We start from the raw sequence: 26940 nt of genomic DNA, 5'->3' as shown, positions 1-26940 counted from the left end.
TCACGGACAACCGCAGGTCAGTCTTCGTCGACCCAGTCGAAGGTCTTCGTGACCGCCTTCTTCCAGTTCCGGTACTCCGACTCGCGGCGGGTCTCGTCCATCGACGGGTCCCACTGCTTGTCCTGCGCCCAGTTGTTGCGGATGTCGTCCTCGCTCTTCCAGAAGCCCACCGCGAGACCGGCCGCGTAGGCCGCGCCGAGCGCGGTGGTCTCGTTGACCACCGGCCGGATCACCGGCACGCCGAGGATGTCGGCCTGGAACTGCATGAGCAGCTCGTTGACGACCATGCCGCCGTCGACCTTCAGCGACTTCAGCGGGACACCGGAGTCGGCGTTCATCGCGTCGATCACCTCGCGCGACTGGAACGCCGTCGCCTCCAGGACCGCCCGCGCGATGTGTCCCTTGTTGACGAACCGGGTGAGGCCGACGATCGCGCCGCGGGCGTCGGAGCGCCAGTACGGCGCGAAGAGACCCGAGAACGCCGGCACGAAGTACGCGCCACCGTTGTCCTCGACGGTCCGGGCGTGCTGCTCGACCTCGGCCGCGGAGCCGATCAGGCCGAGGTTGTCCCGCAGCCACTGCACGAGCGAACCGGTGACCGCGATCGAACCTTCGAGCGCGTACACCGTGTCGTTCGAACCGATCTTGTAGCAGACCGTGGTGAGCAGCCCGTTGTCCGACATGACCTTCTCGGTGCCGGTGTTGAGCAGCATGAAGTTGCCGGTGCCGTAGGTGTTCTTGGCTTCGCCCGGCGACAGGCACGCCTGCCCGAAGGTCGCCGCCTGCTGGTCGCCCAGGATGCCCGAGATCGGGACCCCGGCCAGCGCGCCCTTCTCCCGGACCTTGCCGTAGGTCTCCGACGACGACCGGATCTCCGGGAGCATCGACAGCGGGATCGTCATCTCCTCGGCGATCTCCGCGTCCCAGGCCAGCGTGTCGAGGTCCATCAGCATGGTCCGCGACGCGTTGGTCGGGTCGGTGACGTGCACGCCGCCGTCGACCCCGCCGGTCATGTTCCACAGCACCCAGGTGTCCATGTTGCCGAAGATCAGGTCACCGGCTTCGGCCTTCGCGCGGGCGCCGTCAACGTTGTCGAGGATCCACTTGATCTTCGGTCCGGAGAAGTAGGTCGCCAGCGGCAGGCCCACCTTCGCGCGGTAGCGCTCCTGCCCGCCGCCGAGCGCGCCCAGGTCGGCGACGATCTTGTCGGTGCGGGTGTCCTGCCACACGATCGCGTTGTACACCGGCTTGCCGGTGGTGCGGTCCCAGACCAGCGTGGTCTCGCGCTGGTTGGTGATGCCGACCGCGACGATGTCGCTCGCGACCAGGTCACCCTTGGCCAGCGCGCCCGCGGCGACGGCCCGCGTGTTCTCCCAGATCTCTTCGGCGTTGTGCTCGACCCAGCCCGCCTTCGGGAAGATCTGCTCGTGTTCCCGCTGGTCGACGGCGACCACCCGGCCGGAGTGGTCGAAGATCATGCAGCGGGTCGACGTGGTGCCCTGGTCGATCGCGGCTACGTACGAAGTCATCGAAAACTCCAGTCTCAGGTGAGGTTGTGGACGGCGAGGAAGAGCAGGGCGGCCAGGGCACCGCCGACCAGCGGGCCGGCGACCGGGACCCAGGAGTAGCCCCAGTTCGGGTTGGCCTTGTTCTTGATGGGCAGCAGGAACGCGTACGCGATGCGGGGGCCGAGGTCTCGGGCCGGGTTGATGGCGTAACCGGTCGGGCCGCCGAGGGACTGGCCGATGACCAGCACGACGAACGCTACACCCGCGTAGCCGAGCGCGGAGTTGCCGAAGTTCGGCGTGCCGCCCTCACCCGTGGCGTTGGCGTAGACCGGGCTGAGCAGGATCCACGCGACCAGCACGAAGGTGCCGATGATCTCGGTGACGAGGTTCCACGCCTTGTTCGGGATCTGCGGCGCGGTCGAGAAGATGCCGAGCGTCTCGTCGCGCTGCGGGTGGTCGTCGAACTGCAGCTTGTAGGCGGCCCAGCAGAGCACGGCGCCGAGGATCGCGCCGACCATCTGCCCGGCGAAGTAGATCGGGACGTCCGCCCACTTCGTCTTGTCCGCGATGGCGAGGCCCAGCGTGACGGCGGGGTTCAGATGCGCGCCGCTCGGCGCGGCGATGCTCGCGCCGGCGAAGACCGCGAACGCCCACCCGAGGGTGATCATCACGACGCCACCGTTGTGGCCGTTGTTCTTCCGCAACACGTGGTTGGCGACCACGCCGTTACCCAACAGGATCAGGACCGCCGTTCCCAGCAGTTCCCAGACGAATATGGCTCCTGCACTCACCGCTTGACCTCCACTTTGGACATTCCGCGCAGGGTCGAACACGGTGTGCTACGGCGCCCTTGCCGACCCACGTCCGTGGCACGTTACCGTCGCGTATTTGTTCCTTCCAGGCGTCGCGGGAACCAATCCTTCCAAGATCGACGAGGGTTACGCCACACGTGTCACCCGCATAACGGACCGGTCGCGGCCGATCGTGCGATGCTGGAGTCACAGCGGCACCAAGGAGGAATGTCACGTGGCAAGCTCTCAGCGCGAAGCCGAAAACAGCCCCGCCAGGCTGGGACCGCTCAAGCGGGAAGAGTCTTGGCAGCGGCTGGGTGAGGACAAATTCGACCTCGTCGTCATCGGCGGCGGAGTGGTCGGGGCGGGCACGGCGCTCGACGCCGCGACACGCGGCCTGCGGGTCGCCCTCGTCGAAGCGCGCGACCTCGCCTCGGGAACGTCGAGCCGGTCCAGCAAGCTCTTCCACGGCGGGCTCCGTTACCTCGAACAGCTGGAATTCGGGCTGGTGCGGGAAGCTCTGCGGGAACGCGAGCTGATGCTGACGACGATCGCCCCGCATCTGGTGAAGCCGGTCAGCTTCCTGTACCCGCTGACCCATCGGATCTGGGAGCGTCCGTACACCGCGGCCGGCCTGCTGATGTACGACACGATGGGCGGCGCGCGGTCGGTCCCCGGCCAGAAACACCTGAGCCGCGCGGGCGCGCTGCGGATGGTCCCGGCGCTGAAGCGGTCCGCGTTGATCGGCGGGATCCGTTACTACGACGCGCAATCCGACGACGCGCGGCATACGATGACCGTCGCCCGCACCGCCGCGCATTACGGCGCCGTCGTGCGCACTTCCACCCAGGTGGTCGGTTTCCTCCGCGAGGCGGACCGTATTTCCGGTGTCCGCGTGCGCGACGTCGAGGACGGTCGCGAGACCGAGATCCACGCCTCCGCGGTGGTCAACTGCACCGGCGTGTGGACCGACGAACTGCAGCGTCTTTCCGGTGGCCGCGGCCGGTTCCGCGTGCGGGCGAGCAAGGGCGTGCACATCGTCGTCCCGCGCGACCGGATCGTCTCGGAATCGGGCATGATCCTGCGCACCGAGAAGTCCGTGCTGTTCGTCATCCCGTGGCGCAACCACTGGATCGTCGGGACCACCGACACCGACTGGAACCTCGATCTCGCGCATCCCGCCGCGACCAAACACGACATCGACTACCTCCTCGAACACGTCAACACCGTGCTCGCGACGCCGCTCACGCACGACGACATCGAAGGCGTCTACGCCGGTCTCCGGCCTTTGCTCGCCGGGGAAAGCGAAGAGACGTCAAAGCTTTCGCGAGAGCACGCGGTCGCGCGTGTCGCACCGGGACTGGTCGCGATCGCGGGCGGCAAGTACACGACCTACCGGGTGATGGCGGCCGACGCCGTCGACGCCGCGGCCGTCGACCTGCCGGGCAGGCCGCAGTCGTCCATCACGGACAAGGTGCCGCTGCTCGGCGCCGACGGCTACCACGCGCTGGTGAACCAGGCCGATCATCTGGCCAGTGAGCACGGGCTGCACCCGTACCGCGTGCGGCATCTGCTCGACCGGTACGGCTCGATGGTGCACGAGGTCCTCGCGCTCGGCGAAGGACGGCCGGAACTGCTGAAGCCGCTGGAGCACGCTCCGGACTACCTCGGCGTCGAGGTCGTCTACGCGGCCAGCCACGAGGGCGCGCTGCACCTGGAAGACGTGCTCGCGCGGCGGACGCGGATCTCGATCGAGTACGCGCACCGCGGCGTGGACTGCGCGGCGCAGGTCGCCACGCTGGTGGGCGAGGTGCTCGGCTGGTCGAAGGACGAGGAGAAGCGCGAAGTCGAGGTGTACAAGGCACGGGTCGACGCGGAACGGGAGTCCCAGTCGCAGCCGAGCGACGAGGCCGCCGACGCGTTGCGCTCCGCCGCGCCGGAAGCACGCTCGGGGATCATCGAGCCGGTGAGTTGATCGACGGTGCCGCGTGGTGTGCCACGCGCGCAGGGATCGTTGCCTGATCCGGTGAATCTGGCATAGCGTCGGCCTTCCCGAGACGGAAGGCGGCCTTGTGGTGTTTCTCGACGCGTCGACGTGGACGGACCGGATCTTCGCCGGCGGTGCCTGGGTGCCCGGATCCGGTGGCGTCCGTGACGTCACGGAGCCCGCGACCGGAGCGGTGCTGGGAAGCGTCGGGATCGCCTCGGCCGAAGACGCCGCGAAAGCGGCGGAGACGGCGGCCGAGGCGCAGCGGGCTTGGGCGGCGACACCGCACGTCCAGCGGGCCGCGATCCTGCGCAAGGCGGCCACGCTGTGGTCGGAGTACGCCGACGAGATCCGCTGGTGGAACGTCCGCGAGGTCGGCGCGGTGCCGGGAGTCGCGGGCTTTTCGCTGCACGTCGCGGAGCAGGAGTGCTACGAGGCGGCGGCCCTGCCCGGCCGCCCGTACGGCGAACTCCTGCCGAGCGAGGAGCCGCGCCTTTCGATGGCGCGCCGTGTCCCGGCCGGTGTGGTCACCGTGATCTCGCCGTTCAACATGCCGATCATCCTCGGCATCCGCTCGGTCGCCCCGGCGCTCGCGCTGGGGAACGCGGTCATCCTGAAGCCGGATCCGCGCACCGCCGTCACCGGCGGCGTCGTCCTCGCGCGGATCTTCGAGGAGGCGGGGCTGCCGCCGGGTGTGCTGCAGATGCTGCCGGGCGGCGCGGACGTCGGCGAGACACTGGTGACGCATCCGGCGGTCCGGGTCATCTCGTTCACCGGGTCGACCGGCGCCGGGCGCAAGGTCGGCGAACTCGCCGGAAAGCATTTGAAGCGGGCGCATCTGGAGCTGGGCGGGAACTCCGCGCTCATCGTGCTCGACGACGCGGACGTCGACGAGGCCGCCGGGGTCGCCGCGTTCGGCTCGTTCTTCCACCAGGGCCAGATCTGCATGACCACCGGCCGGCACCTCGTGCACGAGCGGCTCTACGACGACTTCGTCGAGCGGCTGGCGGCGAAGGCGGCCGCGTTGCGGGTGGGCGACCCGGCGCGGGACGAGGTCGCGCTCGGGCCGATCATCGACGCCGGACAGCGGGACAAGATCCACGAGCTGGTGACGGCCAGCGTGGCGGCGGGTGCGCGGGTCGCCGCCGGCGCCGAGTACGACCGGCTGTTCTACTCCGCGACTGTGCTCGCCGACGTGCCGCCGACGGCGCCCGCGGTCGCCCAGGAGATCTTCGGCCCGGTCGCGCCGGTCGTGCGGTTCTCCGACGCGGAGGAGGCGATCCGCCTCGCGACTGCGAGCGAGTACGGGCTCTCGCTGGGGATCGTCACGCGCGATGTCCTCAAAGGACTGGAGCTCGCGGATCGCGTCCCGACCGGGATCGTGCACATCAACGACCAGACCGTCAGCGATGAGGCGAACAGCCCCTTCGGTGGCGTCGCCGCTTCGGGCACCGGAAGCCGCTTCGGCGGCGCGGCGGCGAACATCGAGGCGTTCACCGAGACCCGCTGGGTCACCGTCCGGAACCCGCCGCCGACCTACCCCTTCTGACCGCCCGCATTTCGTCCTCTGGATGCGGTAGTTGGTGTCGCGTACTACCGCATTCAGAGGACGAAATGCGTAAGGGGGTCAGGCGGTGCGGCGCCAGCGGATGAGGCGTTCCCCGGTCGGGGCCGGATCGAGTTCGGGCCCGACCAGGGTGAACCCGCATTTACGGGCGACCGAGGCGGACACCTCGTTCGTCTCCTCGTAGCGGTAGCTGACCTCGCGCAGGCCGAGCCCGCCGAAACCGAAGCGCAGGGCCGCGTTGAGCGCGGTGCTCGCGACCCCCTTGCCCCGCGACGCCGCGCGCACCCAGACCGACGCTTCGGCGTACCCGGCGTCGAGATCGAGATCCCGCAGGCCGACCTCGCCCAGCAGATCCCCGGTCGTCGGCTCGGCCACCGCCCAGGAACAGCGCTCGTCACCCGCCCACTGGGCGGCGCGCAGCGCGACGTACTCGGTCGCCTCGTCCAGGTCCCGCAAACGGTAGTTGAGGACGTACTTGCGGTGCGTCGGGTCCGCGAAGGCCGCGACCAGCGCCGGACGGTCGTCGAGGGCCTTGTCCGCCCGCAGCTGCCGCAGGTAGTACTCGCCCGCGTTGATCTCCACCGGTTCCACCCTTCGAGGGTAACCGGCGCTTCAGCGGCGGCGGCTCATGATCAGCGCGACCGCCAGCGGCAGCAGGAAGACCAGGAACGTCCCGCGCGTGAAGAAGAACAACGCGATCGCGACGGCGGCGGCGATCGGCACGGCACTGGCCGTCAGCCATTTCGACGGCTGGATCTCGTTCTTCTCGGCCGCCTGCGCGACGCCGGGCATCGGCGGCAGGGGGAGCAGCGCGCTGGGCCGGGGCGAAGGCAGGTCCGTGAACAGCGGTTCCAGTTCGCTCGCCATCCTCGCGGCGCTGACCTTCGCCGACCGCGAACCGAACTCGTCGAGGTCGAGTCTGCCGGTGCGGACATGCTCTTCCAGCGCCTCGAGCGCGTCTTGGCGTTCGGCGTCGCTCAGCCGCATGTCCGGTCTCTCGGCACCCACGTCCCGAGTCTACGGGCGGATCAGCCGTCGAGTTCCCGCCGACGCTGCTTCCCGAGCTTCTTGTGCGAGTTCTCCCAGCCCTTGCCCCAGATGCCCTCGCCGACGGCGCTGATCCCGATCGGGACGAGGATGAACCACCAGGTGATGCCGGTGGTGATGATCAGCGCGATGGTGGCGATGAACAGGATCGGCAGGAGCGCGCCCATGACGCGTTGCGTCGGGGAGATGCCCGCCCACGGCGACGCCGGTTTCTCCGGTTCGCCGACGGCCGCCTTCGGAGCGTCGTAGCGGGGGTGCGGCTCGGGCAGGTCGAGGAAGATCTCGGCCAGCTCGCCGCGGGTTTTGGCGGCGGTGATCCGGGCGGACCGGTCACCGAATTCGTCGATGTCGATCCTGCCCACGGTCATATGCTCGCCGAGCGCGGTCAGCGCGGACTCGCGATCCTGATCACTGATCCGCAGCCGCGGAGACGGAACCTCGCTCACCCTTTCGAGAATAGGCCGGGCGAGGTCCCGTCAACCACGACATTCGTCAGTCTTTGAGTTCGAACAGCTGGGTGCCCTGCGTCACCGCGGCGCCGACCTCGACCGAGAGCCCGGTGACAGTGCCCGCTTTGTGCGCGGTGACCGGGTTCTCCATCTTCATCGCTTCGAGCACGACGACCAGCTCGCCCGCCTCGACGCGCTGGCCCTCTTCGACGGCGACCTTGACGATGGTGCCCTGCATCGGCGCGGTGACCGCGTCCCCGCTCACCGCGGCCTTGGTACCGCCCGCGCGCTTGCGCGGCTTGGCCTTCACGGCCGTCCCACCACCGCCGGCATCGAGCGAGAAACCACCGGGGAGCGACACTTCGAGCCGTCGGCCGCCGACCTCGACGACGACGTTCTGCCGGGGCTGCTCTTCCTCGGCCTCGACGGTTTCCGGCGCCACGAACGGCTCGATGGTGTTCTCGAACTCGGTCTCGATCCAGCGGGTGTGGACGCTGAAACCGTTCTCGTCGCCGATGAAGGCCGGGTCGTTCACGATCACGCGGTGGAACGGCAGGACCGTCGCCATCCCGTCGGCGACCATCTCGGCCAGCGCGCGGCGGCTGCGCTCGAGCGCGTTCTGCCGGTCCGAGCCGGTGACGATCAGCTTCGCGAGCATCGAGTCGAACTGGCCGCCGATGACGCTGCCGGACTCGACGCCCGAGTCGACGCGGACGCCGGGGCCGCTCGGCGCGACGAACTTCGTCACGGTGCCGGGCGCGGGAAGGAAGCCGCGGCCGGCGTCCTCGCCGTTGATGCGGAACTCGATCGAATGGCCGCGCGGTTCCGGGTCCTCGGTGATGCGCAGCTTCTCGCCGCGCGCGATGCGGAACATCTCGCGCACGAGGTCGAGGCCCGTGGTCTCCTCGGACACCGGGTGCTCGACCTGCAGTCGCGTGTTGACTTCGAGGAACGAGATCGTGCCGTCGACGGCGACGAGGTACTCGACGGTCCCGGCGCCGTAGTAGCCGGCTTCCTTGCAGATCGCCTTCGCGGATTCGTGGATGCGCTTGCGCTGCTCGTCGGTCAAGTACGGCGCGGGCGCCTCCTCGACGAGCTTCTGGTGGCGGCGCTGCAGCGAGCAGTCGCGGGTGCCGACGACGATGGCGTTGCCGTGCTGGTCGGCGAGGACCTGCGCCTCGACGTGGCGCGGCTTGTCGAGGTAGCGCTCGACGAAGCATTCGCCGCGGCCGAAGGCGGAGATCGCCTCGCGCGTCGCCGATTCGAAGAGTTCGGGGATCTCTTCGCGGGTGCGGGCGACCTTCAGGCCACGGCCGCCACCGCCGAACGCCGCCTTGATCGCCACCGGCAGGCCGTGCTCGTCGGCGAAGGCGATGATCTCGTCGGCGTTCGCGACGGGGTCCTTGGTGCCGGGCACGAGCGGGGCGCCGGCGCGCAGCGCGATGTGGCGCGCGGTGACCTTGTCCCCGAGGTCGCGGATGGCCTGCGGGCTCGGCCCGATCCAGGTCAGCCCGGCGTCGATCACCGCCTGGGCGAAGTCCGCGTTCTCGGAGAGGAACCCGTAGCCGGGGTGGACCGAGTCCGCGCCGGACCGCTTGGCGGCGTCGAGCAGCTTGTCGAAGACGAGGTAGCTCTCGGCCGCGGTGGTGCCGCCGAGCGCGAAGGCCTCGTCCGCGAGGCGCACGTGGGGTGCGTCGCGGTCAGGATCGGCGTAGACGGCGACGCTGGTCAGCCCGGCGTCCTTCGCCGCCCTGATCACCCGTACCGCGATTTCCCCGCGGTTCGCGATCAGGATCTTGGTCACCGGACCACCTGTGCCGGCCTGCTCGGTCACGCCGTACCTCCTGCGTTCGCACGTCGGGCCGCCCCGATGCGGCTCCGCAGCAGTTTACGGAAGTTCCCGCTCTGATTAGTGAGAGCAAGGCCACCCGGTGACACTGTTTATAGCAGCGGCTTACGGTGGCGTAGTTCTTCTAACAGGCCCTACACCAGGGCTTCGCGATGCCGCAGTTCTTCCGGAAGATCGGAATCGAGCACGATCAGGTCGTACGGCTGGGCCTGGTGGACCCGGCCGAGGTGCTCGGATTTCACCAGTGCCCACGGCTGGTGCGGACCGCAGCACTCGACCAGACGCTGCACGGAACTGAAGGCGATCAACGCCATCCGGCCGTCCTTGGTCGCGCGGAGTTCGATTTCCGCGCTGGTGTAGTCCTTCGGCTTTTTCGCCGTCGGAAGGAACAGTGCGGTGGGCAGTCCGGGGTTCGTCACAGGAACAACATAGACGTGCACTCTGCGCTAGATCACTTACGCTCTGGGATATGCGGACACAGGAAGCGCGGGCGCCACTATCCGTGCTGCTCACCGCCCTGCTGGCGGTGGTGGTGACGGCGGGCGTGATCGTCGCCGTGATCCTGCTCCGCCCGGCCGCCCCGACGCCCGACGGCGACCCCGGTGCGCCTCCGGTGTCCGATGGCGCCCCGAGCGCGCCCGGGGTGAACTGCGGCGACTCGGCCTGCCGCGAGATCGGCGCGATGACCGTCGGCGGGCTGCCTGTAGTGCTGCTGGCCGACGGCGCGGGGAAACAGGGTGTGGTCCGGATCGGCGCGGACACCGCGTACCCGCTGATGATCAACGACATGGGGGTCACCCTGAAGGGCGATTCTTTGCGCTGTGTCGACGGGGCGACGCCGGTGTGCCTGGTGCGCGGCGAGACGGGTGCCGGTGCGGCGGGGGAACTATTCGTCGCGCGCGGCGGCATCTGGCGGGACACCGGGAAGCCGTACTTCTCCGACGCCGGGACGGTCGCCCTGAACGACGTGACCGCCGACGGGGTCGCGGACGTCATCGTCGTGCGGCACGAATGCCCCGGCGCGCAGTCCGGCTCGGCGCGGTGCCAGGCGGCGCCGGTGCTCGCGGAGGTCTACGACGTCGCCCGCGGTTCCGTGGGGTGCACGCGGCGGTACACCGCGCCTTCGGAGCTGCGGGGCTGGCCGGATGTCCGGCTGACGAAGGCGGATCTGCGGGCCTGCCCCTGACCGGGAGCAAGGGACCTTTGCTACCACTGGTGGCGGGAGGCGGGGGTGTGTGGAAATAGGGACGTTGAGTGTCCCGATTTCCACACACCCTGTACGCCGCGTAGCGATGCGTACGGACTGTGTGGATTTTGGTGCGTTGGATGACCCGAAATCCACACAGTCGCCACAGCGCGGGGAGCAAGGGACCTTTGCTACCACTTCGGCGGCCGGGTCCCGGCCCAAGTACGTGAAGGCCCCTTTCACTGCGTCTAGCGCAGTGAAAGGGGCCTTCACGTATCGGCAGAAGCGTCACGCACCAGCGGTGGCAGGCTCCTTCTCGGAGGCAGTAGCCGCTTCGCCGCTTTCAGTCGGCGAAGGGTCCGTCGGCGAGTTGAGCACCTCGTCGTCCAGAAGGCCTTCGCCGCGAGCGACGACCACCGGCACGACGATCTGGCCCGCCACGTTGGTCGCGGTCCGCATCATGTCCATGATCGGGTTCACCGAGTAGATCAGCGCGATCCCGAGCGCCACCTGCTGCGCGTCGAGGCCGATGAACGCGGTGGTCAGGGTCAGCGCGGTCAGCCAGCCGGTGGTGCCCGCGGTGGCCAGCGCGCCGAGCACGGCGACCACGACGATCCCGACGTACTGCCAGATGTTCAGCGAGACCCCGGACAGGTTCGCGATGAAGATGGCACCGATCGCGGGGAACACCGCGGCGCAGCCGTCCATCTTCGTCGCGCTGCCCAGCGGAGTCGCGAAGGCGGCGTACGCGGGCTGGACGCCCAGGTTCACGGCGGACTGCCGGGTGAGGGGCAGCGTCGCGGCCGAAGACTGCGAAGCGAACGCGAACTGGATCGCCGTGCCCGCCTTCGAGAAGAACTTCAGCGGGCTGACCTTCGCCACGAACTGCAGCAGGATCGGGTAAACCACCAGCAGCACCACGAGGCAGCCGACGTACACCGCGAGAGTGGTGGTGAACAGCGGCCGGAACAGGGCGTCACCGTAGTTCGCGACCGCGGCGCCGATCAGGCCGACGATGCCGATCGGGGCGAGCCGGACGATCCAGCCGAGGTAGCGCTGGATGATCTCGAAGACGCTGGTCGTGAAGTCGACGAAGGGCTTGGCCTTGTCACCGAGGCTGTAGGCCGCCGCGCCGATCAGCACGGCGAGGAACAGCACCTGCAGCGTCGAGCCTTCGGTGAAGGCGGCGAAGAAGTTCTTCGGCAGGAAGCCTTCGACGAAGGCGCTCCAGGAGCCCCAGTTGTCGACGCTCTTGGTGGCCTTGTCCGCGTTCTTCGCGGTCGCGGCGACGCCTTCGCCGAGGCCGCCGCTGCCCGGGTTGAACAGCTTCGCGACGGCGATGCCGATCAGCGACGCGATGAACGAGGTGATCGCGAACCACAGGACGGTCTTGCCACCCAGTCGCGCGGCCTTCTTGCCGCCGCCGAGGTTGCGCAGGCTGTTGATGCCGACCACGATCGCCGTGAAGACCAGCGGGATCACCGCGATCTGCAGCAGCGTCGTGAAGATCGTGCCGATCTGGTCGAGCAGGTCGGTCAGCCAGCTCGCCTCGGTCGTCCTGGCGAGGACGCCGAGCAGGGCGCCCACGACGAGCGAGCCGAGGACCGCCGCCGCGAAGACCCTTGGCCTTGTGTAGGTCCGAATGAAAGACACGGGGCGACTCCGGTGCGTGAAAGTTTCCTGATTTCCCGAACGTGAAGAACGTTCGGCGAAGCAGGACTCTTCCGGATCACCTGATCGTGTGGGAGTCGTCTCAGGATGCGGGACGGGTCCAGAGATCGATGACACTCACGCCGACCTCCGTCAGCAACCGCCGGGTCAGCGGCAGGCTGATCCCGATGACGCTCGAGAAGTCACCGTCGATTCCCTCGATGAACCAGCCGCCGAGCCCGTCGAGGGTGAAGCCGCCGGCCACCTGAAGAGGCTCTCCGGAAGCGATGTACGCCTCGATCTCTTCTTGCGACGGTGTGCCGAAGCGAACAGTGGTCCCTTCGGTCCCGGAGGCTTCCTTCGTCCTCTCGCCGTTCTCGACGCGGATGATCGCGTGGCCGGTCAGAAGTTCACCGGTTTTGCCCGCCATCGACGCCCAGCGCTCGCGCGCGGCTTCCGGCGTGATCGGTTTCCCGACCATTTCGCCGTTGATCGACAGCATCGAATCGCAGCCCACGATGACCATGTCGGAGTGTCCGTCGAGGGCCTCGAAAACCGCTTCGGCCTTCGCGGCGGCGAGTGCGCGGACCAGCTCTTCGGGGGCCGGATCGGTCAGTGACGCGGCGACCGCGTCCTCGTCGACGCCGGACACGACGACGCTCGGATCGAAGCCGGCGGAACGCAGGACACCGAGGCGGGCGGGGGACTGGGACGCGAGAACGAAACGCACGTGAGGAAGGTACTCGACGACTCGCCGTTGCCTGATTGTGACCTGGAACACCCGACCGTGGAGTTAGTTTGTTGTGGCGCGCAACATATGGATTGTTCGAGCTACGGAGGAACCAATGTCGCCCCGCCTCCGCGTCAGAAGATCTCTTCGCACGACGCAAACCACAGTGCTCGCAGGACTGCTCCTGGCCGGTTCGGCCCTGACGCCGGTGGCGTCCGCCGCCCCTGGGCCGCTCTACAAGAACCCGCACGCTTCGACGTCCGCGCGGGTGAACGACCTGCTCAAGCGGATGAGCCTCGACGACAAGATCGGCCAGATGACCCAGGCCGAACGCGGCGCGGTCACCCCCGACCAGGCCGCCGCGCTCAAACTGGGGTCCTTGCTCTCCGGCGGTGGCTCGGTGCCCGCCAGCAACACGCCGAACGGGTGGGCCGACATGGTCGACTCGTATCAGAAGGCGGCGGTCTCGACGCCGCTCGGCATTCCCACGCTCTACGGCGTCGACGCCGTGCACGGCCACAACAACGTCTACGGCGCCACGATCTTCCCGCACAACATCGGCCTAGGTGCCGCGAACAATCCGCGCCTGGTCGAGAAGATCGGCCGGGCGACGGCGCTGGAAGTCGCCGGAACCGGTCCGCAGTGGGACTTTTCGCCGTGTCTGTGCGTCGCCCGCGACGATCGTTGGGGCCGGACCTACGAATCCTTCGGCGAATCCCCGCGTGACGCCATCGCGAACGCGTCGGCCATCACCGGGCTCCAAGGGCGCAGGCTCGGCGAGAAACCGGGATCCGTGCTGGCGACGGCGAAACACTACGTCGGCGACGGCGGCACGACGAACGGCGTCGATCAGGGCAACACCGAGGTGAGTGAACGCGAACTGCGCCAGATCCATCTGCCGCCGTTCCGCGAGGCTATCGACCGCGGGGTCGGCTCGGTGATGATCTCGTTCTCCAGCTTCCAGGGAGTGCGCATGCACGCCCAGAAGTACCTCATCACCGACGTCCTCAAGAAGGAACTGCGGTTCCGCGGGCTGGTGATCTCGGACTACAACGCGATCAACCAGATCGACGGCAAGGAGGGTTTCACCCCCGAAGAGGTGCGGCTCTCGGTCAACGCGGGCATCGACATGTTCATGGTCCCGTGGGACGCGCCGCAGTTCATCGCCTACCTCAAAGCCGAGGTCGAGGCGGGGCGCGTCTCGCGCGAGCGGATCGACGACGCGAACCGCCGCATCCTGGCGGAGAAGTTCGAACTCGGCCTGTTCGAGCACCCGTACACCGACCGGTCGCTTCAGAAGACGTTCGGCAGCAAGGAACATCGTGAATTGGCCCGGCAGGCCGTCCGCGAATCCCAGGTGCTGCTGAAGAACGACGGTGTGCTGCCGCTGGCGAAGACGAACAACAAGATCTTCGTCGCGGGCAAGAACGCGAACGACATAGGCAACCAGGCGGGCGGCTGGACGCTCACCTGGCAGGGACAGAGCGGCCCGGTGATCCCGGGCACGACCATCCTCGACGGCATCAAGTCGGGGGCGGGGAAGGGAACCACGGTGACCTATGACCGTGCGGGTGACGGAATCGACGGCAGCTACCAGGTCGCCGTCGCCGTGGTGGGCGAAACGCCGTACGCCGAAGGACAGGGAGACCGGCCGGACGGCTTCGGACTCGACGCGGAAGACCTCGCCACCATCGCCAAGCTGAAGAGTTCGGGTGTTCCGGTCGTCGTGGTGACCGTGTCCGGGCGTCCGCTCGACATCGCCGCGCAACTGCCGCGGTTCGACGGGCTGGTCGCGGCCTGGCTCCCGGGCAGTGAAGGCGCCGGCGTCGCCGATGTCCTTTACGGCGACTACAACCCGACCGGGAAGCTGACGTTCAGCTGGCCGGCCAGTGCGGCGCAGGAACCGGTGAACGTCGGTGACGGCAAGAAGGCGCTGTACCCGTACGGCTACGGCCTGCGGTACCGCCGGTAGCTTCCGCCTCCCGCGCGGATGAGAGGAACGGTCCTTTCCTTGCGAAATTTGCAAGGAAAGGACCGTTCATTGCACCGGTGGTGGGCCCACGACCCGCATTCAGAGGACTAAATGCGGGAGGAGGGTCAGGCGGCGCTGGCGGCGGGTTCGCGAGCGGGCGGGTGGGGTGCCCGGGAAGTGCGGCGCATGGTGAGCGCGGCGAGCACGCCCAGCACGAGCACCGCGGCCGGAAGCAGCAGCGTCACCCGCGCCGCGTCGGTGAGTCCATTGTGGACGGCTTCGAGCGCGAGCCGCTGTGCCTGCTCGGCGACCCCGGACGGCAAGCCGGGGAACGCGGCCGCCCCGGAAGAACCGAACTCCCCGGTCGATTCCGCGGCCTTCGCGACGCCTTCCGCGAACGGTGCCCGGTACTGCTCCGGCAACGCGGTCGCGGCCGACGCCGCCTCGTCGGCGATCGACGTGCCGATCCGCGCCTGCAGCAGCACACCGACGGCCGCGCTGCCCAGTACGCCGCCGACCTGCCGGGCCGTGTTGAAGATGCCCGACGCGGTCCCGACGAACCGCGGTTCGACCGAGCTCATCGCCAGATTGCCCATCGGCGGGAAGATGAAGCCGATGCCGACGCCCGCCACCAGCAACGCCGGGGTGAGCGTCCACGCGTTCGCGCCCGCCTCGGCGATCAGGGCCGCCAGTCCCATTCCCGCGGCGAGCGCGGTGAGCCCGACGATCAGCAGGACCTTCCCGTTGACCTTGTCCGAAGCGCGGCCGACGAACGGGCCGATCAGGCCGGCCAGCAACGACATCGGCGCGAACAGCAGGCCGGACATCGTCGGCGACTCGCCCAGCACCGCTTGGATGTAGATCACCAGCGGCAGGAACATGCCGGTCATCGCGAAACCGACGGTGACCGAGGTCAGTGTGCCCGCCGAGAAGTTGCGGTTCGCGAAAACGCCGAGCGGGAGCAGTGGTTCGCGGCGGTTGAACCGTTGCCACGCCACGAAAGCGACCAGCAGGGCGACACCGAAGCCGATGATCTCGAACACGGTGACCGGCCCGAACACGCGTCCCCAGTCGTAGTGCTGTCCATTTTGGACGCCGTAGACGACGCAGAACAGACCGGCGCCGGACAGCAGGATCCCCGGGACGTCGAAGGAATGCGAGTGCTTCGGCTGCCAGTCCGGCACCTTGAGCAGCGCCAGCGCGATCGCGACCACGCCGACGGGCAGGTTGACGAAGAAGATCCATTCCCAGCCGAGGTGGTCGACGAGCACGCCGCCGAGCACCGGCCCGACGATGGCCGCGATCCCGGCGACGCCGCTCCAGAGCCCCATCGCGGGACCGCGCTTCGACGGCGGGAACAGATGGCTGATGAACGCCAGGGTCTGCGGCGTCATCAAAGCGGCGCCGAGGCCTTGCACCGCGCGGGCCGCGATCAGCATCTCGACCGAACCGGACAGACCGCACCACAGTGAGGCCAGGGTGAACACCACGAGCCCGGCCAGGTAGACGCGTTTCGGGCCGAAGCGGTCGCCGAGACGGCTGGCGAACAGCATCGGTACCGCGTAGGTGAGCAGGTAGACGCTGATCACCCAGACGATCGCGTTCAGCCCGGCGCCGAGTTCTCGCAGCATCGCGGGGATCGCGGTCGAGACGATCGTGGTGTCCAGCAGGATCATGAAGAAACCCAGGCACAGCGCGGAAAGCGCGGCCCAGGGGTTAGCTTGTCTTGCGTTCATCGCTGTCGTCCTCGGTGACCAGGTTCAGTTTTGGCGTGCAGTGGCCCTGGAACCGGATGCGGCCGGATTCCAGGTCTTCGACGAGTTTTTGGGTCCACTCGAGCTCGAAGGCCCGCCGCGCGGTGGCGTAGGACCAGTCGAGCCAGTAGATCTCGGGGAGTTTGTGCTCGTTGACCAGGTTTTCGAGCACGACCTGGTCGGAGGCGATGGCGGCCTGCAGCCGCAGCACGCGGTGTTTGAGCTGGGTGAGCGACATTTCCGGGCCGAGCTCGTCGATGACGGCGAGCGCGCTGAGGTACTCGGGGTACTCCTCGGCGGGGGTGGCCAGCATGTCCTGCGCCCGGGCGACGAACTCGTCGCGGCCGGTGTCCGTCATCGCGTACACGGTGCGCTCGGGGCGTTTCCCGTCCCGCTGTGTTTCGACGACCTCGACGAAACCGTTCTGCACCAGGCGATCCACCGTGTGGTAGAGCGAGCCGGCCTTCACCTTGACGCGCGTGTTGACGAAGCGCTCGCGCATCAGCTGCGCCATCTCGTACGGATGCATGGGCCGCTCATGCAGGAGTTCGAGCACCGCCATGGCGAGCGGGGTGAGCTTCGCGGCCATGAATGTCCCCCTTGGAAGATTCCCTGCTGATTATTCCACGTGGAATATATGCCAGGCGGGGCTGAACCTTCAAGGGGGGTGTCAGTGCTTCGGCCGGCCGCTAGTCGAGCGGTCGCGGCCCGATCTCGCGTTCGAGGAAGCGGTGGTACTCGATGGCCGCGATCGAGTTCTCCAGCTGTTCGAACGTCGGCGCGGGGAGCGCGCCGTTGAAGACGATGGTCAGGCTCTTCCGCGGGATGTTGATGACATACGGATCGACGTCGAGTTCTTCGCAGTGCCCGCGCAGGACGGCGGTCCAGTGGTCGAGGTCCTCGTCCTCGCCGAGGTGCTCCCACCGCGCGACGATCCAGTTGCCGTTGATCAGCTGGCCCGCCATCTCCCGCGGATCGTGGACCATGTACGGCTCGGCGACGTCGTTCATCGTCCGAGGTGCTCGAGGAGCGCGGTGAAGGACTCGGCCGGGACCACCAAAATCGGCCGGGTCTCGTCCGGCAGTGCCCACTGTTTGGTGTCCCGGATGCCCACGAGGCCGGGCGCGGTGCCGACCTCGACGCAGGCGTTCTCTTCCCAGTGCGTGTAGGTCGACTTGTGCCAGCCGGTCATGTTTTCGTGCCAGGTGGTCATAGGAGGGCCTTTCCCCAGTGACTGTTTCGGCAAGTAGACGGGTTGCGCGGCAGCAAGGTTGGCGAGATCGGGTGATCTGTGCCGATCGGTCGGTGAGCGGCTCCGCTGATCGCGTTCGGCGCACGGAAAGGGACCTTCACCGACAGCTGCTTTACACACGATGCACTCTCGGAGTGCATAGGGCCAAGGGTCTTAGGTCACCGAAGTGAACCGGCCGCGAGCTGTCGGTAGTCGGCGGCGATCCGCGTCAGATGCCCGCAGGCGATGTCGCCGTAGGTGGCGTAGCGCTCGACCTCGGCGAAGTTCTTTTCGTAGTCGGTGACTTCGCGTTCGTCCGTGACGAGGGCCGTGGCCGTCTGCGTCCCGAGGAGCACCGCGCGCGAGTCGTAGATGTCGAAACCGTGGAGGACGGGGACCGACACCGGGGTGGTCCACGGGATCACGCCGAGCCGTACGCGATCGCGGCGGGAGATCTCGATGAGGTGGCCGAGCTGGGCCAGCATGGTCGCCGCGCCGCCCATGTTCCAGCGCAGGGCGCCTTCGGTGAGCACGAAATGGAACTCACGGTTCGAATCGAGGATCCGCTGACGCTCCAGCCGAGCCTCGACCGTCTGGTCGCGTTCGTCCTCCGGCAGCGCGTCGCCGAAGAGCGCGGTGATGTAGTCGCGGGTCTGAAGCAGGCCGAACACGATGGTCGGCTGGAAACTCCGGATGCGGGCGGACGCCGTCTCGATCTTGCCGATGCGCTGCTGCATCCGCCAGGCACCGCGCTGAAGCACGACTCGGGCGGACGACGCCTCTTCACGGAGGTCCCGGGTGATCGCGACCAGTTCCCGCCGGACCTTCGCGGGCGCGCGATAGACGCGGCACAGCGCGACGACCTGCTCCTCGGTCGGCATGAACGCGCCGGTCTCGACCCGCGACACCTTCGACTGGCTGAGGCCGCCGAGTCTCGCCGCTTCGGTACCGGACAGCCCGGCGGCCTTGCGCAGACGGCGCAACTCGGTGGAGAGGTGGTCCTGGTTCGTCACGCACGGCTTTCTGAGGCGATCGCGGTCGGCAGGACTGCCACGATAGCCCGCCGCGCCCGTCTCAGCGAGGAAGCGCCGAAGCGCGCCAGGCGCCCTCTCCGGGAGCGAGCGGGGCCCGCACGAGCGATGCCTTGTCCGCCCACCACGAATCCCGTTTCGGCGCCGGTTCCGGTGCCCGCGCACCGGCCACCGCCGCGACGACGGCGGTCAGCGCGGCGAGCTCGGCGTCGTCCGGGTTGCCCCGGACGACGCGCAGCAGCGGGGTTTCGGGCGCGGTCACAGCGGGATGTTCCCGTGCTTCTTGGGCGGCAGCGACTCACGCTTGCCCTGGAGCAGCGAGAGCGCCTTCGCGACATGGCCGCGGGTGTGCGCGGGCACGATCACCGAGTCGACGTAACCGCGCTCGGCCGCCGCGTACGGGTTCAGGAGGGTGTCTTCGTACTCCTGGATGAGCTCGGCCCGCAGCGCGTCGACGTCCTTGCCGTCGGCGGCGGCCGCGGCGAGTGTCTTGCGGTGCACGATGTTCGCCGCACCCTGCGCGCCCATGACCGCGACCTGCGCCGTCGGCCAGGCCAGGTTGATGTCCGCGCCGAGGTGCTTCGACCCCATGACGTCGTACGCGCCGCCGTACGCCTTGCGGGTGATGACGGTGACGAGCGGGACGGTCGCTTCGGCGTAGGCGTAGATCAGCTTCGCGCCGCGCCGGATGATGCCGTTCCACTCCTGGTCGGTGCCGGGCAGGAAGCCGGGGACGTCGACGAAGGTCAGCACCGGGATGTTGAACGCGTCGCAGGTGCGCACGAACCGCGCGGCCTTCTCGGAGGCGTCGATGTCGAGGCAGCCGGCGAACTGGGTCGGCTGGTTCGCCACGATGCCGACGCTGCGCCCGTCCACCCGGCCGAAGCCGACCAGGATGTTGGGCGCGAACAGTTCGTGCACCTCGAGGAAGTCACCGTCGTCGACGACGCGGTTGATGACCTCGTGCATGTCGTACGGCTGGTTCGGCGAGTCCGGGATCAGCGTGTCGAGCTCGCGGTCGGTGTCGGTGACGTCGTCGAAGAACCCGCCGGGCGCCGAGTCGGTCTCGAACAGCGGCGCTTCGGACAGGTTGTTCGCTGGGAGGAACGCGAGCAGTTCCTTCACGTACGCGATGGCGTCCTCGTCGTCGGAACCGAGGTAGTGCGCGACACCCGAACGGGTGTTGTGCGTGCGCCCGCCGCCGAGCTCCTCGAAGGAGACCTCTTCGCCGGTCACGGTCTTCACGACGTCGGGGCCGGTGATGAACATGTGCGAGGTCTTGTCGACCATCACCACGAAGTCGGTCAGCGCGGGGGAGTAGACGTGCCCGCCCGCGTTGGCGCCCATGATCAGCGAGATCTGCGGGATGACGCCGGAAGCCTTGACGTTGCGGTTGAAGATCTCGCCGTACAGCCCGAGCGAGACGACGCCTTCCTGGATCCGCGCGCCGCCGCCCTCGTTGATGCCGATGATCGGGCGGCCGGTCTTGATCGCCAGGTCCATCACCTTGACGATCTTCTCGCCGTACACCTCACCGAGTGAACCGCCGAAGACGGTGACGTCCTGGCTGAACACGCACACCGGGCGGCCGTCGACCGTGCCGTAGCCGGTGACGACGCCGTCGCCGTAGGGACGGTTCTTCTCCTGGCCGAAGTTGACCGAGCGGTGTTTCGCCAGCTCGTCGAGCTCGACGAAGGAGCCCTCGTCCAGCAGCAGGTCGATCCGCTCGCGAGCGGTCTTCTTGCCCTTGGCGTGCTGTTTCTCCACCGCTCTCGCGGAACCCGCGTGCACCGCCTCGTCATACCGGCGGTACAGGTCGGCCAGCTTGCCGGCCGTCGTGTGGATGTCCGGTTCGTCCTCGGGCGGCGTCCCGAGCGGCTCCGTCGCACTGCTCATGAAACCGCAGCCTAGCTACTCGACGGTCACTTCGCGTGTGGCGTAGGCAACGTCCCTGACCGGACGCTTGTGGCGCCGCGCAAGTCCGTGAAGGCCTCCTTGAGGGACTCTGGGTCCCTCAAGGAGGCCTTCACGGACCGAACAGGCCGCTAGACCGAGGCCCGCACCAGCCCGGACTCGTAAGCCGCGATCACGAGCTGCGCCCGGTCCCGCGCCGCGAGTTTGTGCAGCAGATGGCCGATATGCGTCTTCACCGTCGCCAGCCCGAGGTGCAGGGTCCCGGCGATCTCGTCGTTCGACAGGCCGCGCGCGATCAGGCTCAGCACCTCGCGTTCCCGCGCGGTGATGTTGTCCAGCGACGCCGCGACGCGCTGGCCGGGTTCGGGCAGCCGGGCGAACTCCGCGATGAGCCTTCGCGTGATCGAAGGGGCGAGAAGTCCTTCGCCCGCCGCGACGACGCGGATCGCGGTCAGCAGCTCGGCGGGCGGGGTGTCCTTCAGCAGGAATCCGCTCGCGCCCGCGCGCAGGGCCGAATAGACGTAGGCGTCGAGGTCGAAAGTGGTCAGCATCAGCACGTGGACGCCTTCGGTGGCGGGCGACGCGCAGATCCGCCGGGTCGCTTCGATCCCGTCCAGTTCGGGCATGCGGACGTCCATCAGCACGACGTCGGGGCGCTCCTTCTCGGCGAGTTCGGCGGCTTCCGCGCCGTCGCTCGCCTCCCCGACGACTTCGAGGTCCGGCGCGCTGTCGACGAGCACGCGGAAACTGCCGCGCAGCAACGCCTGGTCGTCGGCGATCAGTACGCGGATCATCGTGTCCCCACTTCCTTGGCGGCGTACGGAAGCCGCGCGAACACCCGGAATCCCCCGGCGGGCAGCGGGCCCGCCTCGAAGTCGCCACCGTAGACGGCGACGCGTTCGCGCATGCCGATCAAACCGTGGCCGCCCACGGCGGGCGGTGAGCCTTCGCCACGCCCGTCGTCGACGATTTCGACGCTGACCTCACCGGGGCCTTCGGTGATCGTGACCCGGCACGCCGAGGGCCCCGCGTGTTTCACGACGTTGGTCACCGCCTCCTGCGTGATGCGGTAGACCGAAAGCGCGACGCCCTCGGGCAGGTCGTCCACCGCCTCGCCGGTCAGCTCAACCCGCACCCCGGCCTGTCCGGCGCGTTCGGCCAGGGCCCGCAGGTCGGCGAGTTTCGGCGCGGGTCCGAGCGCGGCCTCGGGCGTGCCGTCACCGGAACGGAGGACGCCGAGCATCCGCCGGAGTTCGACGAGGGTCTCGCGGCTGGTGAGTTCGATGACCCGCAACGCCTCACGTGCTTCTTCGGGCTGTTGCTCCGCGACGTGGTTGCCGACGGCCGCCTTGACCGCGATGAGGCTCATGCTGTGCGCGACGACGTCGTGCATCTCGCGCGCGATACGCAGCCGTTCGTCGGAAACCGCCTGATCGGCCTGGGTTTCGGCGAGCTGGGCCAGGTTCGCGCGTCGTTGCCGCGTCATCCAGCCCAGCGCCCATGAGCCCGCGACGCCGCCGCCCGCGAAGGCCGTCGAAGCGATCGTGTTCGGCCCGAGCCGCAGCACTTCGAAGATCATGACGACGACGAGCCCGAGCCCCATCGCGATCAGCGAGCGGGTCCGCGGGTGTTCCAGCGCCACGGTGTACAGGGCGCATCCGGTGGCCAGGAGCGCGGCCGGGGCCAGCCCGTTGCCCGCGATCAGCGCCGGGACGAGGCTGCCCAGGCCGAGGCCGTAGGCGAGCAGTGGGCGGTGCCGCCGTAGCGCGATCGCGATCCCGCTGGCGGCGACGGTCGCCCAGGCGAGCCACATCGGGATGACGACGAGGAACGTCCAGGTCTGTGCCGCGAGGTTCCCGCCGACGGCCACGACGAGCACCAGCGCGAGGAGCGCGTCGATCGTGTACGCCACCCGCTGGGAGAGCGCCGACGGCTGTTTCATACGGCGAACTCAACCAGACGGGCGGCGTCTCCGCGTCCATCCGGTGGAGGTCATCCCCAGGGTGGAGATCAGCTCCCGTGAGCCGCCGCGAAGAACTCCTTCAGCTTCTCTCGCCAGCTTCGCAGCGCTTCGGGTACGACGTCGTCCTGTCCGGCGGGGACGGTCTGGGTCAGCTCGACCATGGTGCCGTCGAGTTCGGAGTGGCTGAACTCCCAGCGGACGACGCCGCCTCGCGGCAGGCCGATCTCCAGCACCCGCGGAGGCTCTTCGCGAATGACCGTCCCCGCGGCCTTTTCGGCGGCGAGAAGGGCCCAGACCTCGTCGAGCGGTTTCCAGATCAGATCGCGGCGGAAGCGGATCACCTTGCCATCGCCGGTTTCCAGGACCTCGCCCTCGGCGAGCCCGAACTCCTCGATGTAGGCCTCGATCGGGGCGACCCAGTCCCGCGGGGGCTCGTGATCCTCGCCGTCGAGCAGGGCGGTGAGCGCGACGAGGCAGCTGTCCCAGCCGGCGGCCGTGCGGCCCGCGGCGATCCTGGCGATGGCGGGTTCGCCTCGGCCGAACGTATGCGTGAACAGCAGACGGCTGCCTTCGCCCTCCGGGACGATCTCCCAGCGCAGCACGTCGTCGTTCCAGCTGAACGCGAAGACGCGGGGCTCGTCCGCTTCGAGTACTTCGCCCACTGTCGGCGCCTCTTCGCCTTCGAAGGTGAACTCGATGGTCCCGCCCGGTCGCAGGTCGACGGTGACCGCGGCGGGGAACCAGTTCGCCAGCTCCGAAGGTTCGGTGATCGCCCGCCAGACGCGTTCCGGCCGATGCGCGAGACGGCGTTCGATCCGCAGCGCGGGACGGTCTCCGACGGTTTTCAACCGGGCGCGAGCGTTCACGGTTACCTCCTAATGTGCCGTGAGGGAAATATAACCGCGACGTAATATTAGGTCAACCGGCGAGGTGGACGCCGATCCCGCTCCGCCCCGGCGCCAGTTCCTCGCGCAGGACCAGGGCGTCGTCGTAGTCGCCGCCGTTCTGGCTGCGGAACGGGATCGGGTCCTGAGTGGACAGTGTCCGCAGCCGCGCGCGGAGTGCCTCCGCGGCGGCCTCGTACTGCTCGGGCGAAACGCGGTCGGCGCCGCAGATCGTCAACGGGGGCAGCACGGACATGCCCGCGTACCACAGCGTTCCGTGCTGCAACGGGAACAACAGATCGCCGATCTCGCCATTCACGCCGCGCGGTCCGATGGTGGCCTCCGGCGCGCCCGCGGTCAGCACGACCAGGGCGCGTTTCCCGGCCAACGCTCCTTCGCCGTAGCGTGCCGTCCGGCCGTCGGGACGTTGGACGCCGTAGGCGAAACCCTTGACGAAGACGCGGTCGAACCAGCCCTTGAGGATCGCGGGCATTCCGTACCACCACAACGGGAACTGGAAGATCACGGTGTCCGCCCACGCCAGCTTTTCGTGCTCGGCGCGGATGTCCTCGCCGAGCTCGCCCGTCCGGAAGGCGTCCTTCGACGTCGAGCCGACGATGAGCCGCTCCGTGGAGGCGGCCCGGCCGAAGTCGTCGGCGTCGACGACGGCCTTCCACTTCATCGCGTACAGATCGGATTCCCGGACGTCGGCGCCCTGCGCGCGGAGGGTGCGCAAGCCCTCGTCGCGCAGTGAGCCGCCGAGGGAACGGGGTTCGGGGTGGGCGAAGATCCACAGCACGTTCATGGTTCCACCGTCGCCCGGTCCCGGCGCCGAAACGAGTGGCCCGATGGACAACATGTGCAAGAATCGAGCCATGGGCTTTTTCGCGCATCCCGGCCGCCACCGGGTCGCCGTGCTGGTCCGGCACGGAATGCTGGTGATGGAGCTGGGCATCGTCACGCGGCTGTTCGGCACGGCCAAATCGGCCGACGGCGAGCCGCTCTACGAAGTCGTCACCTGCACGCCGGAGCCGGGGCAGATCCGCACCGACGCCGACGTCACCATCTCGGTCGCGCACGGGCCGGAAGTGCTGGCCGAGGCCGACACCGTCGTCATCCCGGCGTCCTCCACCGAATACGAACCCTCGGGGCACGACCTCACCGAACCGCTCGCCCGGGCGCTGGAACTGATCCGGCCGGAGGCCAGGATCGCGTCGATCTGCACGGGTGCCTTCGTGCTCGCCGCCGCCGGCCTGCTCGACGGCCGGAAGGCGACCACGCATTGGCGTTCGGCGCTGGACTTCCAGGCGAAGTTCCCGAAGGTCGCCCTCGACCCGAACGTGCTCTACACCGACGACGGGAACGTCCTCACCGCGGCGGGCGTCGCGTCCGGGATCGACCTCTGCCTGCACATGATCCGCTGTGATCACGGTGCCGCGGTCGCGAACGAGGTCGCGCGCGGAACGGTCGTCTCGCCGCATCGCGAGGGCGGGCAGGCGCAGTTCATCCGGCGGCCGGTGCCGGAGCCGCAGTCCTCGTCGACGGCGGCGGCCCGGGCTTGGGCGCTGGAGAACCTCGACAGGCCGCTGACGCTGCGCGAGCTGGCGGCGAAAGAGGCGATGAGCACGAGGACGTTCACGCGACGGTTCCGCGACGAGGTCGGGATCTCGGCGTTGCAGTGGCTGACCCAGCAGCGGATCGAACGGGCACGCCAGCTGCTCGAAGAGACCGATCTGCCGGTGGACAAGGTCGCCGCCGAGGCGGGTTTCGGCACCGCCGCGTCGCTGCGTCAGCATCTCCAGGCTTCGCTGGGGGTCTCGCCGAGCGCGTACCGGAACACCTTCCGCGAAGCCGTCTGAATCAGACTGACCTCCTGGTAACTTACCCAGAAATAAGTTCCGGAGGTGGTTGGTGAAAGCCCTCAAGATCGCCGAACGCGTGTTGTTCGCCGGTGCCGCGATCGGCACGGTGTACTCCGCCAGAACGGGTAATCGGAAGCTGCAACTCGCGACCAAACCTGCCGCGGTTCCGGTACTCGCCGCCCGGGTCGCGCGTTCGCGGGGGCTCGCGCCGGGGGAGAAGGGGTTGCTCGTCGCCGCGTTGATCGCGGCCGGCGCGGGCGACCATTTCATGGGCCGGTCCGATGAAGACGGCGAGCTGATCAAGGGCGCGACGTCGTTCGGCTTGATGCAGGTGCTGTACTCCGCGCTGCTGTGGCGCAGGGGTGCTCGTCCGCGCGCGGCGACCGCGCCGCCGCGGCTGGCGGCCTGGGCGGCGGCCGCGGTCGCGATGGCGTTGCCGAAGCCGTCTCCGGTCTCTTCGGTGCTTTCGGCCTACGGAGGCCTGTTGAGCACGACGTCGACCCTCGCGGCGGACCCGGTGCTGGCGCCGAAGGCCAAGGTCGCGGGCGGGATGGTGATCCCGTCGGGTGACCGCCGGACCTGGATCGCCGCCGGCGCGCTGCTGTTCTCCGCGTCGGATCTGGCGATCCTGATCCGACGCAACTTCGTCACCAGCGAACGCGTGCGAGCCAACCTCGAAACCTTCGTGCTGACCTCGTACCTGGCGTCGCAGTGGCTGCTCGTCGAGGGGATGACCGCGGAAAGTTAAGCACCTACTTGACTATTTCTGGCCGTGGGCGGATGGTTAAGCATGTGCCTAACCAACGGATGGATCAGGTGTTCAAGGCGCTGTCCGACGGGACGCGCCGCGAAATGATCGAGCGCCTCACCCGGGGACCCGCCTCGGTGGGGGAGCTCGCGCAGCCGCTGTCGATGTCGCTGCCCGCCGTGATGCAGCACCTCCAGGTGCTGGAGGCGAGCGGGCTCGTCCGGTCGGAGAAGGCGGGGCGGGTCCGCACCTGCCACCTCGAACCGGACGGCCTGCGGCTGGCCGAGGACTGGCTCGGCGGACAGCGCACCGGCTGGGAACACCGGCTCGATCGTCTTGGTGGCTTTCTGGATTCCGACGAAGGGAACAGGTCATGACCGTCAAACACGCCACGTTCACCCTCGAACGCGTCTACCCCGTGTCGCCGGAACGCGTTTTCGCGGCCTGGGCCGATCCCGACGCGAAAGCCGGCTGGTTCACCGTGCCGGGCGGCGAGCATTCCCTGGACTTCCGCGTCGGTGGCCGCGAGATCACCACAGGTCCCCATGACGACGGCCGGAAGCTGATCGCCGACTCGCGCTACGAGGACATCGTCGACAACGAGCGGATCGTCTACGCCACGTCCTTGTCCACCGACGACGTCCTCGCGACCGTCTCGCTCACGACGGTGCTGCTCGAACCCGAGGCGGACGGCACCCGCCTGACGCTGATCGAGCAGGGCACCTTCCTCGACGGGCAAGAAGAACCGGCCTGGCGCGAGCAGGGAACCGGATGCTGGCTCGACGCGCTGGGGAAGGCTTTGTCGGCAGTATGAACA

At 68.5% G+C, this 26940-nt stretch carries 28 protein-coding genes; 8 read left to right on the top strand and 20 right to left on the bottom strand.

Annotated elements, in window-relative coordinates; genetic code table 11:
• Window positions 1-17 precede the first annotated feature (17 nt).
• Together glpK and ED92_RS01500 are read right to left on the bottom strand one after the other, a co-directional pair.
• Entirely contained in the window at window positions 18-1529 is a 1512-nt protein-coding gene (glpK, locus tag ED92_RS01505) for a glycerol kinase GlpK (RefSeq protein ID WP_037332341.1), read from the bottom strand.
• A gap of 14 nt (window positions 1530-1543) precedes the next feature.
• Window positions 1544-2299 carry an MIP/aquaporin family protein gene (locus ED92_RS01500; RefSeq protein ID WP_174492067.1) on the bottom strand — a complete coding sequence of 252 codons (756 nt, stop codon included), beginning with the start codon at window positions 2297-2299 and terminating at the stop codon, window positions 1544-1546.
• 235 nt (window positions 2300-2534) lie between these two features.
• On the opposite strand from ED92_RS01500, the gene ED92_RS01495 reads away from it, so the two are divergent.
• Complete coding sequence (locus ED92_RS01495) at window positions 2535-4274, top strand: glycerol-3-phosphate dehydrogenase/oxidase (protein ID WP_052120197.1); 1740 nt, start codon at window positions 2535-2537, stop codon at window positions 4272-4274.
• A gap of 97 nt (window positions 4275-4371) precedes the next feature.
• The gene (locus tag ED92_RS01490) at window positions 4372-5835 is read left to right on the top strand and encodes an aldehyde dehydrogenase family protein (RefSeq protein WP_037332339.1); all 1464 of its coding nucleotides are present in this window, start codon (window positions 4372-4374) and stop codon (window positions 5833-5835) included.
• Window positions 5836-5913: 78 nt separating this feature from the next.
• Here ED92_RS01490 and ED92_RS01485 read toward each other — a convergent pair whose 3' ends face one another.
• The 5 genes from ED92_RS01485 to ED92_RS01465 form a co-directional block, all read right to left on the bottom strand.
• Window positions 5914-6444, bottom strand: coding sequence for a GNAT family N-acetyltransferase (locus ED92_RS01485; RefSeq protein ID WP_125732402.1), 531 nt, complete (start codon window positions 6442-6444; stop codon window positions 5914-5916).
• Window positions 6445-6465: 21 nt separating this feature from the next.
• Window positions 6466-6840, bottom strand: coding sequence for a DUF1707 domain-containing protein (locus ED92_RS01480; RefSeq protein WP_037332336.1), 375 nt, complete (start codon window positions 6838-6840; stop codon window positions 6466-6468).
• A gap of 41 nt (window positions 6841-6881) precedes the next feature.
• Complete coding sequence (locus ED92_RS01475) at window positions 6882-7346, bottom strand: DUF1707 domain-containing protein (protein ID WP_037332334.1); 465 nt, start codon at window positions 7344-7346, stop codon at window positions 6882-6884.
• Between the two features lie 46 nt (window positions 7347-7392).
• Window positions 7393-9183, bottom strand: a complete 1791-nt coding sequence (locus ED92_RS01470; RefSeq protein WP_037332333.1) for an acetyl/propionyl/methylcrotonyl-CoA carboxylase subunit alpha — start codon at window positions 9181-9183, stop codon at window positions 7393-7395.
• A gap of 149 nt (window positions 9184-9332) precedes the next feature.
• Window positions 9333-9617 carry an SAV_915 family protein gene (locus ED92_RS01465; RefSeq protein WP_037332331.1) on the bottom strand — a complete coding sequence of 95 codons (285 nt, stop codon included), beginning with the start codon at window positions 9615-9617 and terminating at the stop codon, window positions 9333-9335.
• 83 nt (window positions 9618-9700) lie between these two features.
• Between ED92_RS01465 and ED92_RS01460 the strand changes: the two genes are divergently transcribed.
• Window positions 9701-10384, top strand: a complete 684-nt coding sequence (locus ED92_RS01460) for a hypothetical protein (RefSeq protein ID WP_081975673.1) — start codon at window positions 9701-9703, stop codon at window positions 10382-10384.
• A 288-nt stretch (window positions 10385-10672) separates the two neighbouring features.
• On the opposite strand, the gene ED92_RS01455 is transcribed toward ED92_RS01460, so the two are convergent.
• Both ED92_RS01455 and ED92_RS01450 read right to left on the bottom strand, forming a co-directional pair.
• Window positions 10673-12037 carry a dicarboxylate/amino acid:cation symporter gene (locus ED92_RS01455; protein ID WP_037332327.1) on the bottom strand — a complete coding sequence of 455 codons (1365 nt, stop codon included), beginning with the start codon at window positions 12035-12037 and terminating at the stop codon, window positions 10673-10675.
• 100 nt (window positions 12038-12137) lie between these two features.
• The gene (locus ED92_RS01450; RefSeq protein ID WP_037332324.1) at window positions 12138-12764 is read right to left on the bottom strand and encodes a nucleoside triphosphate pyrophosphatase; all 627 of its coding nucleotides are present in this window, start codon (window positions 12762-12764) and stop codon (window positions 12138-12140) included.
• A 166-nt stretch (window positions 12765-12930) separates the two neighbouring features.
• On the opposite strand from ED92_RS01450, the gene ED92_RS01445 reads away from it, so the two are divergent.
• Complete coding sequence (locus tag ED92_RS01445) at window positions 12931-14736, top strand: glycoside hydrolase family 3 protein (RefSeq protein WP_037332322.1); 1806 nt, start codon at window positions 12931-12933, stop codon at window positions 14734-14736.
• Window positions 14737-14861: 125 nt separating this feature from the next.
• On the opposite strand, the gene ED92_RS01440 is transcribed toward ED92_RS01445, so the two are convergent.
• The 11 genes from ED92_RS01440 to ED92_RS01390 form a co-directional block, all read right to left on the bottom strand.
• Window positions 14862-16472, bottom strand: coding sequence for a DHA2 family efflux MFS transporter permease subunit (locus tag ED92_RS01440; RefSeq protein WP_081975672.1), 1611 nt, complete (start codon window positions 16470-16472; stop codon window positions 14862-14864).
• Window positions 16453-17079: a PadR family transcriptional regulator gene (locus ED92_RS01435; protein ID WP_037332318.1), complete on the bottom strand. Its 627-nt coding sequence runs from the start codon at window positions 17077-17079 to the stop codon at window positions 16453-16455. Before ED92_RS01435 ends, ED92_RS01440 begins: the two co-directional genes overlap by 20 nt.
• 100 nt (window positions 17080-17179) lie before the next feature.
• On the bottom strand, window positions 17180-17500 hold the full coding sequence (locus tag ED92_RS01430; RefSeq protein ID WP_016331336.1) for a hypothetical protein: 321 nt from the start codon (window positions 17498-17500) through the stop codon (window positions 17180-17182).
• A complete protein-coding gene (locus ED92_RS01425; protein ID WP_037332315.1) occupies window positions 17497-17703 on the bottom strand; it encodes a DUF397 domain-containing protein in 207 nt (68 codons plus the stop codon). The genes ED92_RS01430 and ED92_RS01425 overlap by 4 nt, the downstream gene beginning before the upstream one ends.
• Before the next feature lie 197 nt (window positions 17704-17900).
• Entirely contained in the window at window positions 17901-18734 is an 834-nt protein-coding gene (locus ED92_RS01420; RefSeq protein WP_037332314.1) for a helix-turn-helix transcriptional regulator, read from the bottom strand.
• 61 nt (window positions 18735-18795) lie between these two features.
• Window positions 18796-19014, bottom strand: coding sequence for an acyl-CoA carboxylase subunit epsilon (locus ED92_RS01415; RefSeq protein WP_037332313.1), 219 nt, complete (start codon window positions 19012-19014; stop codon window positions 18796-18798).
• Window positions 19011-20648 carry an acyl-CoA carboxylase subunit beta gene (locus tag ED92_RS01410; protein WP_037332312.1) on the bottom strand — a complete coding sequence of 546 codons (1638 nt, stop codon included), beginning with the start codon at window positions 20646-20648 and terminating at the stop codon, window positions 19011-19013. Before ED92_RS01410 ends, ED92_RS01415 begins: the two co-directional genes overlap by 4 nt.
• A 149-nt stretch (window positions 20649-20797) precedes the next feature.
• Window positions 20798-21460 carry a response regulator transcription factor gene (locus tag ED92_RS01405; protein WP_037332311.1) on the bottom strand — a complete coding sequence of 221 codons (663 nt, stop codon included), beginning with the start codon at window positions 21458-21460 and terminating at the stop codon, window positions 20798-20800.
• Entirely contained in the window at window positions 21457-22608 is a 1152-nt protein-coding gene (locus tag ED92_RS01400) for a sensor histidine kinase (RefSeq protein WP_037332310.1), read from the bottom strand. Before ED92_RS01400 ends, ED92_RS01405 begins: the two co-directional genes overlap by 4 nt.
• A 68-nt stretch (window positions 22609-22676) precedes the next feature.
• Window positions 22677-23495 (bottom strand): SRPBCC family protein, encoded by an 819-nt coding sequence (locus ED92_RS01395; RefSeq protein WP_037332308.1) that lies wholly within the window; start codon window positions 23493-23495, stop codon window positions 22677-22679.
• A gap of 52 nt (window positions 23496-23547) precedes the next feature.
• Window positions 23548-24318, bottom strand: coding sequence for an NAD(P)H-dependent oxidoreductase (locus ED92_RS01390; RefSeq protein ID WP_037332307.1), 771 nt, complete (start codon window positions 24316-24318; stop codon window positions 23548-23550).
• Between the two features lie 43 nt (window positions 24319-24361).
• On the opposite strand from ED92_RS01390, the gene ED92_RS01385 reads away from it, so the two are divergent.
• Genes ED92_RS01385 through ED92_RS01370 form a run of 4 tightly spaced genes read left to right on the top strand, consistent with a single transcriptional unit; the run spans window position 24362 to window position 26937 of the window.
• Window positions 24362-25372 carry a GlxA family transcriptional regulator gene (locus ED92_RS01385; RefSeq protein WP_037332305.1) on the top strand — a complete coding sequence of 337 codons (1011 nt, stop codon included), beginning with the start codon at window positions 24362-24364 and terminating at the stop codon, window positions 25370-25372.
• A gap of 52 nt (window positions 25373-25424) precedes the next feature.
• Window positions 25425-26123 carry a lysoplasmalogenase family protein gene (locus tag ED92_RS01380; RefSeq protein WP_037332304.1) on the top strand — a complete coding sequence of 233 codons (699 nt, stop codon included), beginning with the start codon at window positions 25425-25427 and terminating at the stop codon, window positions 26121-26123.
• Between the two features lie 59 nt (window positions 26124-26182).
• The gene (locus tag ED92_RS01375) at window positions 26183-26500 is read left to right on the top strand and encodes a helix-turn-helix transcriptional regulator (RefSeq protein ID WP_037332302.1); all 318 of its coding nucleotides are present in this window, start codon (window positions 26183-26185) and stop codon (window positions 26498-26500) included.
• Window positions 26497-26937: an SRPBCC family protein gene (locus ED92_RS01370; RefSeq protein WP_037332300.1), complete on the top strand. Its 441-nt coding sequence runs from the start codon at window positions 26497-26499 to the stop codon at window positions 26935-26937. The genes ED92_RS01375 and ED92_RS01370 overlap by 4 nt, the downstream gene beginning before the upstream one ends.
• Window positions 26938-26940: the final 3 nt, after the last annotated feature.

Origin of the sequence: Amycolatopsis sp. MJM2582, from assembly GCF_000754115.1 — a bacterium.
GTDB classification, from domain to species: Bacteria; Actinomycetota; Actinomycetes; order Mycobacteriales; family Pseudonocardiaceae; genus Amycolatopsis; species Amycolatopsis japonica.
Note: the sequence above shows the minus strand (reverse complement) of the source record. Positions and strands in the feature narration are given on the sequence as shown.